Here is a 14,506-nt window from a genome sequence, read left to right on the forward strand (position 1 = left end):
GAACGGGGGAACTATTTGTTCTCGGAGCGCTGGGTTTGCTCCTGCTCTTCCAGAAGAATCTGCGCATCCTCAGCCTGTACGTTTTCCGCCTGAACCAGCGGAATCATGCCGGTTTCCGGGTCGGACAGCGCGGAGGCGCGGTAGGAGCGGGAGGCGCGCAGAGCATCCACCGTGAAGATGATGAGCGCAACCCAGATGAGGCCCAGGCCCAGCACCTTATCGGGGCTCATGCGCTCATGCAGCACGGTGATGGCCAGAACGAACTGGATGGTCGGGCCCAGGTATTGCACCATGCCGATAACCGAGAGCGGCAGGGCCTTGGTCGCCGCCGCAAAGAGCATGAGCGGCACAACGGTGACCACACCGGTGGACGCCAGGAGCCAGAAGTGCCCGGTGCCCTCGCTGAAGAGGGTCATCTGACCCTGTGCGTTGAGGACGAAGAGCGCAATAACGCCGAAGGGAGCCAGGATTAGCGTCTCGAGGGACAGCGAGACGATGGGACTCACCTCATGGGCAATACGGGCCTTGAGCAGGCCGTAGATGCCGAAAGTAAAGGCCACGCCCAGGCCGGTCCACGGCACCTGCCCGTAGATGAGGCTCATCATCAGCACAGCGATACAGGAAATCGCCACCGAGACCCACTGCGCGGCGCGCAGCCGCTCCTGCAGGAAAATTACGCCCAGCACCACCGAAACCAGCGGATTGATGAAATATCCCAGCGACACATCAATCGTGTGGCCGGTCGTCGTCGCCACCACGTAGATGAGCCAGTTCGCGCAGATGAGAATGGAGGCGGCCGTCAGTACCAGCATGATGCGGCGGTTCCGCAGGGTTCGGCGGAAGTCGGCGGTTGCCCGAACAAGAGGTAGCAGCAGGGCGCAGAAGATGAGGGAGAAGACCACTCGGGCCACGACGATTTCAATCGGCCCGGCCGGCGCCATGACCACAAAGTAGAGGGGGAGCAGACCCCAGATGAGGTAGGTACCGATGATGGTGATAAACCCGTTACGGGTGGCGTGTTTCTGCGTCTCTGACATGGTTTCTTCTTGAGCTACTTTCTTCTGCGCGTGTTCTTTGAGCGTTATTCGTCGGGTTGGGGCCGCACGCAATCAACCCCGCGCACTGCAGACATCCTCGTGGGGACCGGATAGAGGTGCTCCGGACGCCGCCAGGCGCGGTACCACGAGGATACCGCGCCTGACGGGGTGTTGTGTATTCGGTTTAGAGGCCGAAGAAGCGGGAGAAGAAGCCCTTCTTCTTGGGCTCGGGCTTCTGCTGCTCTTCCTCGCGGCGCTCCTCGAAGTGCTGACGCTCGTACTCTTCGTGAGCGGCTTCTTCGCGCTCGGCGGGCAGGTCGGGGGCGTCGCCGGTGTTGTGAATCGGCTCCACGTACTCGGCGATTTCCTCTTCGGTGTACTCGCCCTGTGCCTCGTAAGCTTCGGGCTCCTCGGCGTGCTGCTCTGCCGGTGCCTGCTCGGCGGGAGCCTCGTGAGTTTCAACGTGCTGCTCGTCCTCGGCACCAATCGAGGCGTCGGTGTAGACGCGGGCCTGCTCGGGCTCGTGCTCCTCGACGGGCTGTTCCGCCGGGGCGGGCTGAGCCTCGGCGACGGGTGCCTCGTACTCCTCGTGAGCTTCGGCGGCGGGTGCCTCGTAGGTGTCAGCAACCGGTGCGTGCTCCGCAATCTCGACGGCGCGCTCGGCCTCGGCGCGGGCGGCCTCGGCGCGGGCGGCGGCTCGCTCGGCGGCCTCCTGCTCGCGCTGGGCGCTCTGAGCGGCGGCCTCGGCTGCGGCGATGCGCTCAATCTCGGTACGGGCGGCTGCGAGCGACTCGCGACGCTGGGCCGCGGCGGCGGCGCACTGCTCCAGAACCTCGGGGCCAACCTGCGGCTCGGCCTCCTCAATACCGCTGATGCGACCGTCGTCGAACCACAGGCGCAGTGCACCGTCGGTTGCGGTCAGCACGGCGGTTGCCTCGGTATCCCAGGCAATGTGGAAGCCGCGCTGCTGGGCGTAGGAATCCACCGCCAGAACCTGGTTGTGAATCTCTTCGCTCTGCAGGGTCTTGGCGATAACACGGCCGATGCCCTTGTAGGTGGGGGCCTCGAGGGCCAGCTCGTGACCCTCCAGCAGAGTCCACGCGCGCACACCGGCACCGGCGGGCAGCGGGTAGTGGGCGTAGAGACCGCTCAGGGTCTTGGCCGCCAGGGTGAGCCGGCGGGCCAGGGACTCCGAGAGGGGAAGCTCATCGGTGGTCAGCTCGACCAGGCCGTCGCGCTCGCCGGCTTCGCGGGCCTGAATGGCCGCGGAAACCACGGAGTCGGGGAAGTAGCCCAGCTGCTGCCAGGACCAAATCCAGGTGCCGCGGTTTTCGGATTCGGTGCCCAGCAGGTGCGGCTTGAGCGAGAGCGGGGGAACGGTCTCAAAGTCCAGGGACTGAGAAGTGAAGTCCACGTTCCACTCGGAGGTACCCACGAGCTCGGCGAGTCGAGCCTGGTACTCGGTGGAGATAAAAATCGATGCGTCGATAAGATCCTGCAGAGAATTCGTCATGATTTAAGATTATCAACCTTTTGAGGGTGTATCTGCCCTGTATCCCCCGTTTCGGGCGCTCTTTCGACGGATGCGTGGCGGGCAGGGCTCGACGGGGGAGGCCGCGGACCTCGGTTCAGCCTCTTGCTGAGGGTGAGGGCGGGGGTCTGACTCGGGGTTTTAAGGATCGCCGAGGAGAGGGCGAACATACATCTTTCGGCGTAAACTATCACCGTGAAGCTGACACGTTCGTTAGAATCGAAGTGAGCGGCTTTTTCCGGCACCACTGCAAGCCCATAGATCTTTCACCTGCAATCACGGATGCACTCCGCCGCGCCGTAATTCAACACTCAAGGATGTATGAACACATGACTGAACCCCGCCTCACCGAGACGAGTAGCCGCGCTGCGCGCATCCAGGACGCGCTCAATAACATTGGTAGCTGGCTGCTCGACGTTGTGAACGCCGACCCCGGCTGGAGCGAAATGGTACTCGACGTGAAGCCTCTTGCGGGGCAGATTTTTGTGCGGGTGCGCGAATTCCGTGACGGCGAGGAGTATATCGGTACGGTTGGTCCCCTCAAGGAGGGTTCGCCCATTATCGCTGAGGTGCGCAAGCTGCAGCGCGCAGCCTACGACGGTAACCGCGGCACCTGGTTCACCGCATCTATCGTGGTGGCGGCTACCGGCTGGCCCAACCCGCAGTTCAGCGTCGGCGCATCGTACAACCGCGACGACGAGCCGGACAACTGGAAGAACGAAGGCACCCTGACCGCCACGGACGTGCGCGAGCACCTGGCTGAGTTCCCGCGTGACGCTTCCCGCGTGCCCGAGTGGGCCCGCGAACGTATGGAGGGGCGCGCCCGACACTCGGCCGCAGCGGCTCTGGGGTCGAGCGAGCACGAGATTCCGAATCCCTACCTGGTGGCTGCGCTGCAGACCTTCCGGAACGATGTGCAGGAACGCACCCTCATTAACGTGGTGCGCACGATGCTCGGCGGCGATGTTCTGCTGGACGCGACCGGTTCGCTACTGATTCCCTCGGAGACCGACCCGATGGGCCCCGAATCCGTGCTGACCCACCAGGTGATTCGCATGCCTGAGACCGGCATGCAGGCCCTGTGCGTCTTCTCGTCCTCGGAGCACGTGGGTAAGAGCTACGTGCGCCAGGAATCCGAGGGTGAAGAGCTGATTCTTCGCGAGCCCGCGATGAAGGTCTTCATGGATTTCCTCGCGAACGAGGCGCTCGACCTGATTGTGGTCGATCCCGGAACCGATCACGAGTGCTACATTGAGCGCGCTCAGGTGCAGTGGATTGTGACCTCTCCCCGCAACGATGGCGCGAAGATGGCGCTGACCCAGGACAACATGCAGATGCTGCTGGGTTCGCTCGTGTCTCCTGCCTCGGTGCTGTTGGTGGGCGTGGACCCGAACGACCCCTCGGGTTCCTCGTTCGTGTTTGATCCCGACGAGAACGGCAACCCGCAGAGTCTGCTGGTCTTCACCTCGCCGATTGAGATTGCGGCGCTGGACCCGCATATTGAGGTGCGTTCGGCGAACGCCCTGGAGATTCTGCGCTATGCGCTGGAGATTGGCGCCCCGAGCGTGAAGGTAAACGCGATTAACCCCTCGACCGTGCTGAGCGCCCAGCAGATTCGTGAGCTGCTGGAGATCGTGGATTCGCAGCCCCGTCCCGGCATGTAGCTTCAACATACTTAAAACAGCTGACCGCTAGCGGCGACCCGATGGTCGTCTCTAGCGGTCAGTCTTTTAGCAGGCGGATGCGCTCCGGGATCCAGCCGACGCGTAGGATTCGGGGCGCCGCCGCGCTTAACGGTTAGTTACCCAGCAGGTGGGCCGCCGCCTCACGCTGGGCGCGGGCGAGCTTGGCCTCTTCCTCGGTCTGGCAGTCGGTGCAGACGCCCTGGTAGAGCACATCGGCGCTGAAGAGCGCCATTCCGTGAAAATCGCTGGGGGTCAGGCAGGGGGCTGAACCCACGGCGCAGTCGACGTCCTCAACCTTGCCGCAGCGCACGCAGAAGGCGTGGTGGTGGTTGTCGCCGGTACGGGTTTCGTACAGGGCGGGGGTTCCGGGCGGTTCGAACTTGCGGAGCAGGTCGATATCGGTCAGGTCCGCGAGAATGACGTAGACGGACTGGACCGTGATGGCGGGGATGCGCTCGCGTACGGCCTGCACGATGGTGTCCGCGGTGGAGTGCGGGTGGTCCTGCACGGCGTGGAGCACTGCGAGTCGCTGCTTGGTGACGCGGCGTCCGCGGGTGCGCAGGCCGGTGGTCCAGGCTTCCTCGAGCTGCTCGTCGCTCATGGGGGAGAGGACGGGTAGCCCGGTGAGGTGTGCGCATCCGGGCCCGGCTAGTTGTTGTTCTGGGATGGGGGTTGTCTTCAGGTCTGTGGTGTTGTGTACGTCGGTCATGGTCCCATTTTACACGTTATTATGAGGTATTCATCATTATATTATGATGAATTCATAATAAATCTCCGAGGGGTCTCAGCGGCAACTCACCGTTTTTCGCCCCCCTTCCAGTTCTCGAGGAATCGGCGCCGACTCCCGTTCCCGTACCGAGCGATGCCGTACAATCGGGAGCGAAGGGCCGCGCAACGAAGGCGCGACCGATAAGTCGTCGAGGAGCCACCGGGGAGGGTACGAGCGTGGTCTACAACTTCACGAACCCCATCTACATCCTGCTGATGGTTCTGCTCTTTGGCGCGCCCCTCATAACTCCCGTTCTCTACGCCCACTACCGTAGCGTCAGGTCCGGTTTCGACCTGGAGGGGCAAATTATGCTGGGCCTGCTCTTCACTATCTTTCTGGGTGCCTACGGCACCATCCTCCTGCTGGGTATCTTCCCCACCGCGACCGCGCAGGTCCTGGAGCAGGTGCCGCTCGTGACCATCCCCGGGGCCATTCCTTAGCCGCTCGAACTTCCGGTCGCGTTCTGACGCTCTGGGTGAATCTGCCGCTTCCGGGGATGCGCGCGGCGGGCCGCTTCCGTATCCTGAAGAGTCAAGCGCGGTCTACCCGCGCTGTCCACCCGCACTTTGGAGCTCAGGAGGTTCCTCATGCATCGTCACCACAACGGCCTTAAAACCACCCTTCTTATGGGGTCCATGGTGGGCCTTATGCTGCTCATTGGCGGCCTGCTGTCGGCAGCCTTTAAATCCTCATCCTTCATCTGGATTATGGGCCTGCTGAGCCTGGGCGGCGTCGCGTACACCTACTGGAACTCCGATAAGCTGGCTCTGCGTTCGATGAACGCCTACCCGGTCACCCGCGATGAGGTGCCGGTGCTTTACGACATCGTGGAGGAGCTCTCACGCACCGCCGGCCAGCCGATGCCCCGCCTCTACGTGGCCCCCACGATGACCCCGAACGCGTTCGCGACCGGCCGTAATCCGCAGAACGCGGCCGTGTGCTGCACTGAGGGCATCCTGCAGTTGCTGGACGAGCGTGAGATGCGCGGCGTGCTCGGCCATGAGCTCATGCACGTGTACAACCGCGATATTCTGACCTCCTCTGTGGCCGCGGGTATCGCCTCCATTATCGGCATGATCGCCCAGGTGCTTTCTTTTGGCGCGATGTTCGGCGGCTCGAACCGCGACGATAACCGGGCCAACCCCCTCGCGGCGTTCGTGATCGCTCTGCTGGCTCCGATTGCCACCCAGGTGATTCAGATGGCCATTAGCCGTACCCGCGAGTATGACGCGGACGAGGATGGCGCACGTCTGACCCGTGACCCCATCGCTCTGGCCTCCGCCCTGAATAAGCTCGAGCACGGCGTCTCTCTGTACCCGATGGACCCGAACAACCGCAGCACCCAGGCGGCAAGCGCCATGATGATTGCGAACCCTTTCGGATCCCTGCAGAACGTGATGTCCACCCACCCGCCGATGAATCAGCGCATTGCGCGCCTGCAGCAGATGGCCCGCGAAATGGGTCAGTACTAGGCTGAGCAAGCCCGCATAGTTTTTTCGTCAAACCCGCCGAGTCGGAAGATGACTCGGCGTGACGATTGTGACCCGCGATGACGGGGCTACAGACAAAAATCCTCGGGGTGGCTACTGTGGAAGTAGTCGTCCCGAGGATTTTTTGCGCTCGATGGTGCGCGTCGGATGCGACGGGTGCATCCGCCGGCTCCATTGGACACCGAGCGCTTAGCGGTAGTTGACGAACTGGAGGTCGACGTCGAGGTCGGCGGACTTGAGCATGGCGATAACGTCCTGCAGATCGTCGCGAGACTTGGAAGAAACGCGCAGTTCGTCGCCCTGGATGGTCGCCTTCACGCCCTTGGGGCCCTCCTCGCGGATCATCTTGGAGATCTTCTTGGCCTGGTCCTGCGCGATGCCTTCCTTAATGGAGCACTCGATGCGGGTTTCCTTGCCGGAGGCGTAGGGCTTGCCCGCGTCCAGGGACTTCAGGGAGATGCCGCGCTTGACCAGCTTCGACTGGAACACATCCAGTACGGCCAGGGCGCGCTCTTCGGCGTTTGCCTTAATGAGGATCTTGTCGCCGGAGTAGTCGATTTCTGCGCCGACGCCGCGGAAGTCGTAGCGCTGGGAGATTTCCTTCTGAGCCTGGTGCAGGGCGTTGGATACTTCCTGCTTGTCGACCTTGGAGACGATATCGAACGAAGATTCGCTAGCCATGGATATTCCTTTCGTGAACGGGGTGCCGGGGCACCGGTTAGTACTAGCCTACCGGGTCTGCGGAGTTGTTCACAGCTAACTAACAGAAATGCCGACCTGTTTTACAGGTCACTCTAACCTTTGAAGAGGATAATAGAAGTATGACCACCTATGACCTGTCCGTGACGGACGTGCAAGCGAGCGAAGAAGCTCGAGACCTGCAGACCCTTCTCTTTATGGACTTGCATAATTCTCTGGGTCCTGAACCCGAGGATATTCCCGAAGCTGAGCGCCTCGCCCCCGAACCTTCCCTGGAAAGCCTTCAGCTCGAGCTTCCCGACGAGGATTCTGAGCCCTCTCCCTTCGACGGTATTGGTATCACCCTGACGGAGCCTTCGCTTGTAGCTCGATTCTGCGGCGTTCGTCGCGACCTGGAGCGCGAAATTTCCGGCGGCATGTGCACGGTTGAGCAGGCGCGCCGCTACCTGGAGCACCTTGAGATTGTGCTGTTGCTTGAGCAGGACGGCGATATACCCTCCCGTTCCTTCTAGGCTGGGTGCCTCCCAGACTGATAGTCGTGAGGTTTGCCGTTCTTGCGGGGCTCCGGGCCAAGAGCCATCATCGAGTATAACCTTCATCACAAATCTAGCTCTGAAGTGTACACGGCTCGCAATCTGCTGTAGAGTAGTCTCTGTTCGCGTGAGCGAGCAACTAGCACCTAGCTAGGCGGCAGGTTACCCGAGCGGCCAAAGGGGGCTGACTGTAAATCAGCTGGCACTGCCTACGGGGGTTCGAATCCCTCACCTGCCACAAATAGCCCGGTTACGAAAGTAACCGGGCTTTTGTGCATCTAAAACCAAAAGCTTAGCGGTGAGGCGCATCTGCGCGATGATGCTCCTCAGCGAAGTCCCGGTACGGTTTGTGCCTGCCGGGTAGCGCGCCTCCACAATCGGCCACAGGAACCTTCACCGGAGTTCCCGCGACACGCCTAAAACTCGGCGGAAACTACCGCGTAAAGAGCTAACTATGACGGCTGCTTGTCATATCTTTCACAATGTTTGAATCCCAGGGCGAACAATTAGCGATTGGGGTGTAGAAGGTGTAGCGTTATCACATGGCTACTATTGAAATTACTCAGCAGAACCTGACTTCTACCGTTGAGGGCAACGACATCGTCTTCCTGGACTTCTGGGCAGATTGGTGCGGTCCCTGCAAGCAGTTCTCCCCCGTCTACGAGGCGGCTTCGGAGAAGCACAGCGACATCGTTTTCGGCAAGGTTGACACCGAGGCCCAGGGCCAGCTCGCCCAGGCCGCAGGCATTACCTCCATCCCCACCATTATGGGCTTCCGTGGCGGTATCCTGGTGTACCAGCAGGCTGGTGCACTGCGCGAGGACCAGCTCGAGACCGTGATTAGCTCGATCCGCGAGCTCGACATGGACAAGGTCCGTGCAGAGATTGCAGCGGCTGAAGGTTCCGCAGAGAAGAAGTAAGCTCAACCACGCATCAGAGCTTGAACGGGGCGTACCCACCGGATTAACCGGAGGGTGCGCCCCGTTACTTGTGCTCTCACCGGGCACTCAGCGCTCGCGGTGATCCTCAATGCTCATGCGCGCGCCGAAGCGCTGCTTCCAGAAGCCGGAGGCGTACATGTAGCGCACCACGCGCTGCCGGTGCGGGCTGTAGGGGGCGAGCAAGGCGAGCATGCCCGCATCATCGGTGCGGCGGCCCCCGAGCAGTTCGCCAACCGAGTGGGCCAGATGGTAATCGCCGACGCTGATAGCGTCCGGATGCCCGCAGACGCGCTGGAGGGTTTCGGCAATGCTCCACGGGCCTACTCCGCGTAGCGTGTTGAGCGCCCGGGCCAGGGCGGTGACATCGCCGGTGCCGGCGACCCGAGCGATGGCGGGGGCGGAGCCAGCGTAGGCGCGCACCGCATCGTAGCGGCTCTTATCCACGCCCGCCCGGTGCCAATCCCAGGCGGGGATGGCCGCCAGGGTGCGGGCCGTGGGGTAGACGCGCATGCCCTCGGGCTGAGCGGGGAGGCCGCTTGCCGGGGCAGGTTCGCCGTGCCGGTACAGAATCCACCGCAACGCCCTGAAGGCTTCGGTCTGCGTGATGCGCTGTTCCACGATGGCGTTGAGTACGTGCCGATCCAGCTGGCCCGAGGCGCTTAGCCGTAGCCCGGGGTTGGCCCGCCAGGCGGTACGGATGCGCTCGGGGAGCTCCCCGAACGAGGGAAGGGACGCGAAATCCTCGGGACGGTCGTGCAGACCCAGCCAATAGGTCATCTCATCGGCCAGCGCTCGTACGTCGTGGCGCGCCGCCAGCTGCCGCTCGGCGGAGTCGTAGGAAACCCAGATGCGAACGCGGACGGGGCGCATCAGCAGCCGGTGCAGGGCCGGAAGGGCGGCCGTCGCGGAATCGGGAGAGCCCGTCGCGGAATCGGGAAGGCGCTCTGCGAAGAGCACCGCGGGAAAGCTATGTTCCGGCGTGCGGGCCGTAATCCAGATGCGTTCGGCTCCGGCCTCTCGGCTGAGCGCGCGGTAGGCCGGATCGCTCGCGCCTCGGCTCAGCGCGCCCAGCGTCTGCGCCAGGTGCACGGGAACCTGCGGCTCGACGATAACCTCGCAGGACTCGGGCGCGAGGGTGCCCGGCAGGGAGCGCGTACCCGCGGGGGAGAGCGAGTGAATCGTCACGCGAGGTTCGGCACGCAACGGTCCCGGGGCATAGGGCAGGCGCGCCGCGGCCAGCGGGTGCGGGTTAGTGCCCGCTGCCGGAGATAGCGTCCGGGGGGTCGAGGGGGGTTGCGTGCTCACAGCACCAGTCTACGCGGCCGGGTTCTGGGCTTCGAGCCGACGGAGCCCGGCGATGGAGCGTCCCGGACTCATACGCTACCCTAGAGTGATAAGGAGTGTGTACAGTGCATCACAGGCCTGGCGGTGAAACCCGGGCTTCGACGGATGCGCTCCCGAGGGAAGGACGCCCATGGCATCGGAAGAGACGGAAGTGGCCGCACAGAGCGCGGCTCCGACGAGGCCTCGAACCACCGGCGGCTCAGCTTCCCGTTCGGGCGTCGCCGGGGGCCTCCGCGAGCGCCTCAAGCGCATCCGTCTGCTTGACCTGTTCCCCGGGCTGGTGCTGGGCGTGGCCGTTATGGCGCTGTACACCTACTACTCGCTGCAGCAGGTTAAGCATTGGGTGACCCCCTCGTGGGACCTGGCAATCTTCACGCAGATGGCCCAGGCGTACTCGCACTTCTCCGCACCAATCGTGCCGGTTAAGGCGCCCGGTTTCAACCTCTGGGGCGATCACTTCCACCCCATTCTGATGCTGCTGGGGCCGATTTACGGGATGTTTCCCTCGCCCACGACCCTGCTCGTTGTGCAGAACGCCCTAATTGCGGCCGCAACGAGTGCCATCGTCTTCTTCACCCAGCGTGCCTTTACCCTGGCTCGAGCCTCCCGAACCGGTGAGGAAGCTGAGCCGTCCCGGTTCCAGCGGTTCGTGCCGACGCTGACCGGTCTTCTGCTCGGTGCGGGCTTCGCCCTGAGCTTTGGAGTGCAGCAGGCCGTCGCCGCGCAGTTCCACGAAGTGGCCTTTGCCGTACCCCTGCTGACCGTGGGCCTGGGCTATCTGGTGCTCGCCTCGCGCGTGAGCGGCGACGAACGAAACCGATACCTTGCCCGCGCCTGCTGGTGGGCGCTGCCCATCGCCTTCGTCAAGGAGGATATGGGCGTAACCGTGGCCGTCATCGGCGTTGTGGCCCTGATTCGTAGCGGCTGGTTGGGTGTCGCGTACGATATTCTGCTGCCCCGCCTCTCTGAGGGAGAACCGGCTTCGTTCCGCGTTCGCCTGCGTTCCCTATACCACTCCTGGGCCCGCACTCGCGCGGTTGCCGAGTCGAGCATGGTAATTGCGTGGGGCATCTTCTGGTCGGTGGTCTCAATCGCCGTGATTCTGCCCTACTTCAACAGCGGCGGAACCTTTGACTACGCCGACAAGGTGAATGTTGCCGCTGCCGTTGGGGATCCCTTCGGCTCCCTGATTCAGATGATGAATAACAACACGAAGATGGCGACCCTGGGCCTGCTACTCATCACGGGTGCGGTGCTGTGGGTTGGTTCGCCCCTTGCGCTGGTGGCTCTGCCGACCATCGCGTGGCGTCTGCTCTCCACGATGGAGTCCTACTGGGCCAGCACCTGGCACTACTCTCTGGTGCTGATGCCGGTCGTCTTCTGCGCCCTGCTGGATACCGTGCTACGGATGCGCTACGGTGCGATTCCGGCCCGCAAACTCGCGGAGCCCGCCGAGGTTCCCGACGCCCCCAAGGAGCCTTCCGGTCGCAGCCGCATCCGGGTTCGCAACCTGCCGGTGTGGATTCTTCCTGTCGTAGCGCTTTTCTTGGCCGCTTCCCCGATTTTCGTGCCGGGCTCTACGCAGCCTCTCGCAGCCCTGGCGAACTCGCAGTTTACCGACTCTGCTTTGACCTCCAGCGATCAGATGAAGCTCAAGGCCGTGCAGCAGGTGCCCGAGGGCGTTACCGTGGCCTCGGATTTGTCCATTCTGACGCAGCTGATTCCGGGTCGCACCGTCTACTGGATTGGTCATACCGGCGAACCGGCCCCCGAGTACGTGGTGATTGACCGCAGCAATAACTCCTGGGGTGGTAATCCTCCGGCGAATGTGGCCCAGTACGCCGCTGACCGCTACGGCCACTCCTACGCTAAGCACGCGACCGTCGGCACGATCGATATCGTGCGCCGCGTCGACTAGCCCCTCGGCTAAGCCTCTAGACGAGCGCCCACCCTCCAAGAGTGAGGGTGGGCGCTCGTGCCTAAGAGATGAGGTTTTAAGCACCTTTTTATAGCCGAGGAAGGGACCCTGCGGTACACTGTATAAACACGGGAACCCCCGATGAAGGTCTTGTGCGCACCGAGCACCCCAGGTGGTGTCATTTCGGAAAGTGCGCCGTACTCACCATCACCGATTGATACGTCCCGAAAGTTGCGGCTCCGCCGCACTCGGGCTTCTCTGAACGATCTCTGGTCAAAGCCTCCTGACGCGTCTGCTGTTACAGACTGATACACCATACGGGTGAGGCCCCACGCCAGGAATACGTGACGCCTTATGTGAGCACAATTGACCGTACCCCTCTCCGCCCCGCGCGCCCGGTGCGCGTTCTCGGCGCGATGACGTACGAGTCTCCAATTGTGTAGCGAGAAATTCAAGACCGCTCCCAGCAGTAACCCTCACACCCTCACTGTGCCCTCTGCGCCCCGCGCGAGGGGATAACCGGGTGTGTGCGGTGAAACCGTCGGCCGAACTGAACGCCGGACGCATGTGGCTGGGCCGTGAAGGGGACACCCGGTAAGCGCCGAAGAGCGTGCGCTATCCACCCCTACCGTATAGAGGAAAAATTGACTGAGAATACCGCTACCCCGGCCGAACTGAACGCCGAGGCAGAGACCGTTGTGACCGCTGAGAACAACGTTGAGACCCCCGCCGCAGAAGAAACCGCTGCGGAGACTACCGCAGAAACCACCGCAGACGCCCCCGCCGAAAAGGCTGAGGAAGAGGGCGTGCGCTTTACCGACCTGGGCCTGGATGCCCGCGTCCTGGCCGCTCTGGAAGAGGTCGGCTACGAGAAGCCGTCCCCCATTCAGGAACAGACCATCCCGCTGCTGCTCGAGGGCCGCGACGTGGTCGGTCTGGCGCAGACCGGTACCGGTAAGACCGCGGCCTTCGCGCTACCGGCCCTCTCCCGCATGGCCGAGCTCGCCGACATCAACGGCGTCTCCCGCGACACCCAGGTGCTGGTCCTGGCCCCCACCCGCGAGCTGGCCCTGCAGGTTGCTGAGGCTTTCTCCTCCTACGCAACCCACATGGAGGACTTCACCGTGCTGCCGATTTACGGCGGCTCCCCCTACGGCCCGCAGCTGGCCGGCCTGCGCCGCGGTGCGCAGGTCGTCGTCGGTACCCCCGGCCGCGTGATTGACCACCTGGAAAAGGGCTCCCTGGACCTGTCTAACCTGCAGTACCTGGTTCTGGACGAGGCCGACGAAATGCTTCGCATGGGCTTCGCCGAAGACGTGGAGAAGATCCTCGAAGGCACCCCCGACAGCAAGCAGGTGGCCCTGTTCTCCGCCACCATGCCCAACTCGATCCGCAAGATCGCTCAGCAGTACCTGACCGATCCGGTCGAGATTCGCGTGAAGGCTAAGACCACCACCAGCGCCAATATCTCCCAGCGCTACATGCAGGTCATGCACTCCCACAAGCTGGACGCCATGACCCGAGTGCTCGAGGTTGAAAACTACGACGGCATTATCGTCTTCGTGCGCACCAAGAAGGAGACCGAGGAGGTCGCCGACAAGCTGAAGGCCCGCGGCTTTGCGGCGGCTGCCATCAACGGTGACATTCCCCAGCAGCTGCGTGAGCGCACCGTGGATGCCCTGCGCGACGGCCGCATCGACATCCTCGTGGCAACCGACGTGGCGGCACGCGGCCTGGATGTGGAGCGCATCTCCCTGGTCGTCAACTACGACATCCCCCACGATACCGAGTCCTACGTGCACCGCATTGGCCGTACCGGCCGTGCGGGCCGCGAGGGTGCCGCCATTCTGTTCGTGACCCCGCGCGAGAAGTACATGCTGCGCCAGATCGAGAAGGCTACCCGCCAGAAGGTCGAGCCCATGCACATGCCGACCGCGGAGGCCGTGAACGAGACCCGTAAGCAGCGTTTCGCCCAGCAGATTACCGAGACCATCGAGTCCGAGGACCTGAGCTTCTTCCGCCAGATTATTGAGGACTACGAGAACGAGCACGACACCACCGCCGAGGATATCGCGGCCGCACTGGCCGTTATCGCCCAGCAGGGTCGCCCGTTCTTCCTGGACGAGTCTGAGGATATCGCACGCAACTCCCGCCCCTTCTCCGACGATGATCCGGACCGCGGCGGCCGCAAGGGCAAGCGCGTGCACAACGACGAGGGCATGGTCAACTACAAGCTGAACGTTGGCCGTTCCTCCCGTGTGACCGCGGGCGCCATCGTGGGTGCGCTGGCTAACGAGGGCGGCATCAAGGGCTCGCAGATTGGCTCGATTGATATCCGTCAGCACTTCACCATTGTGGGCCTGCCCCAGGACCTGCCGCGCGACTTCTTCGATCGCCTGCGCGACACCAAGATTGCCGGTGAGTTCATCAACATCCGTAAGGACAACGGCCCCAAGGGTGGCGGACGCGGCTTCGGCGGCGGCCGTCGCGAGGGCGGCTACCGCGACTTCGACCGCCGTGAGGGTGGCCGTAATAACCGTCGTGACGATAACCGTCGCG

12 protein-coding genes and 1 tRNA gene are annotated in these 14,506 nt (G+C 63.1%); 8 read left to right on the top strand and 5 right to left on the bottom strand.

All coding sequences use genetic code 11. The features are described 5' to 3' along the window. Positions 1 to 11: 11 nt before the first annotated feature. Both rarD and HMPREF2944_RS02290 read right to left on the bottom strand, forming a co-directional pair. Positions 12 to 1,037: an EamA family transporter RarD gene (gene rarD, locus HMPREF2944_RS02285; protein ID WP_070483603.1), complete on the bottom strand. Its 1,026-nt coding sequence runs from the start codon at positions 1,035 to 1,037 to the stop codon at positions 12 to 14. A gap of 184 nt (positions 1,038 to 1,221) precedes the next feature. Continuing rightward, positions 1,222 to 2,550, bottom strand: coding sequence for a DUF6882 domain-containing protein (locus tag HMPREF2944_RS02290; protein WP_070680103.1), 1,329 nt, complete (start codon positions 2,548 to 2,550; stop codon positions 1,222 to 1,224). A 347-nt stretch (positions 2,551 to 2,897) separates the two neighbouring features. Here HMPREF2944_RS02290 and HMPREF2944_RS02295 point away from each other — a divergent pair, with 347 nt between their 5' ends. Continuing rightward, complete coding sequence (locus HMPREF2944_RS02295) at positions 2,898 to 4,232, top strand: SseB family protein (RefSeq protein WP_049331777.1); 1,335 nt, start codon at positions 2,898 to 2,900, stop codon at positions 4,230 to 4,232. A gap of 133 nt (positions 4,233 to 4,365) precedes the next feature. Here the strand turns inward: HMPREF2944_RS02295 and HMPREF2944_RS02300 are convergent, their stop codons facing one another. Further along, complete coding sequence (locus HMPREF2944_RS02300; RefSeq protein ID WP_210398445.1) at positions 4,366 to 4,962, bottom strand: Fur family transcriptional regulator; 597 nt, start codon at positions 4,960 to 4,962, stop codon at positions 4,366 to 4,368. Between the two features lie 236 nt (positions 4,963 to 5,198). Here HMPREF2944_RS02300 and HMPREF2944_RS02305 point away from each other — a divergent pair, with 236 nt between their 5' ends. Together HMPREF2944_RS02305 and htpX are read left to right on the top strand one after the other, a co-directional pair. Continuing rightward, a complete protein-coding gene (locus tag HMPREF2944_RS02305; protein ID WP_049343231.1) occupies positions 5,199 to 5,462 on the top strand; it encodes a hypothetical protein in 264 nt (87 codons plus the stop codon). Between the two features lie 147 nt (positions 5,463 to 5,609). Next, the gene (htpX, locus tag HMPREF2944_RS02310) at positions 5,610 to 6,494 is read left to right on the top strand and encodes a zinc metalloprotease HtpX (protein ID WP_049346850.1); all 885 of its coding nucleotides are present in this window, start codon (positions 5,610 to 5,612) and stop codon (positions 6,492 to 6,494) included. A 207-nt stretch (positions 6,495 to 6,701) separates the two neighbouring features. On the opposite strand, the gene HMPREF2944_RS02315 is transcribed toward htpX, so the two are convergent. Continuing rightward, positions 6,702 to 7,193 (bottom strand): YajQ family cyclic di-GMP-binding protein, encoded by a 492-nt coding sequence (locus HMPREF2944_RS02315; RefSeq protein WP_049343233.1) that lies wholly within the window; start codon positions 7,191 to 7,193, stop codon positions 6,702 to 6,704. A 140-nt stretch (positions 7,194 to 7,333) separates the two neighbouring features. On the opposite strand from HMPREF2944_RS02315, the gene HMPREF2944_RS02320 reads away from it, so the two are divergent. From HMPREF2944_RS02320 to HMPREF2944_RS02330, 3 genes are all read left to right on the top strand, one after another. Beyond that, a complete protein-coding gene (locus HMPREF2944_RS02320; RefSeq protein WP_070680107.1) occupies positions 7,334 to 7,723 on the top strand; it encodes a hypothetical protein in 390 nt (129 codons plus the stop codon). Positions 7,724 to 7,900: 177 nt separating this feature from the next. Further along, a tRNA-Tyr gene (locus tag HMPREF2944_RS02325) sits at positions 7,901 to 7,982 on the top strand. A 304-nt stretch (positions 7,983 to 8,286) separates the two neighbouring features. Continuing rightward, the gene (locus HMPREF2944_RS02330) at positions 8,287 to 8,664 is read left to right on the top strand and encodes a thioredoxin family protein (RefSeq protein WP_049343235.1); all 378 of its coding nucleotides are present in this window, start codon (positions 8,287 to 8,289) and stop codon (positions 8,662 to 8,664) included. An 87-nt stretch (positions 8,665 to 8,751) separates the two neighbouring features. Here the strand turns inward: HMPREF2944_RS02330 and HMPREF2944_RS02335 are convergent, their stop codons facing one another. Beyond that, positions 8,752 to 9,990 carry a DNA-3-methyladenine glycosylase family protein gene (locus tag HMPREF2944_RS02335; RefSeq protein ID WP_083313052.1) on the bottom strand — a complete coding sequence of 413 codons (1,239 nt, stop codon included), beginning with the start codon at positions 9,988 to 9,990 and terminating at the stop codon, positions 8,752 to 8,754. Between the two features lie 169 nt (positions 9,991 to 10,159). Here HMPREF2944_RS02335 and HMPREF2944_RS02340 point away from each other — a divergent pair, with 169 nt between their 5' ends. Together HMPREF2944_RS02340 and HMPREF2944_RS02345 are read left to right on the top strand one after the other, a co-directional pair. After that, complete coding sequence (locus HMPREF2944_RS02340) at positions 10,160 to 11,947, top strand: DUF2079 domain-containing protein (RefSeq protein WP_070680110.1); 1,788 nt, start codon at positions 10,160 to 10,162, stop codon at positions 11,945 to 11,947. Positions 11,948 to 12,591: 644 nt separating this feature from the next. Next, positions 12,592 to 14,506: DEAD/DEAH box helicase (locus tag HMPREF2944_RS02345; protein WP_083313053.1), on the top strand; the 1,915-nt coding region annotated here is incomplete at its 3' end.

Origin of the sequence: Rothia sp. HMSC072E10 (assembly GCF_001813965.1) — a bacterium.
GTDB classification, from domain to species: Bacteria; Actinomycetota; Actinomycetes; order Actinomycetales; family Micrococcaceae; genus Rothia; species Rothia mucilaginosa_A.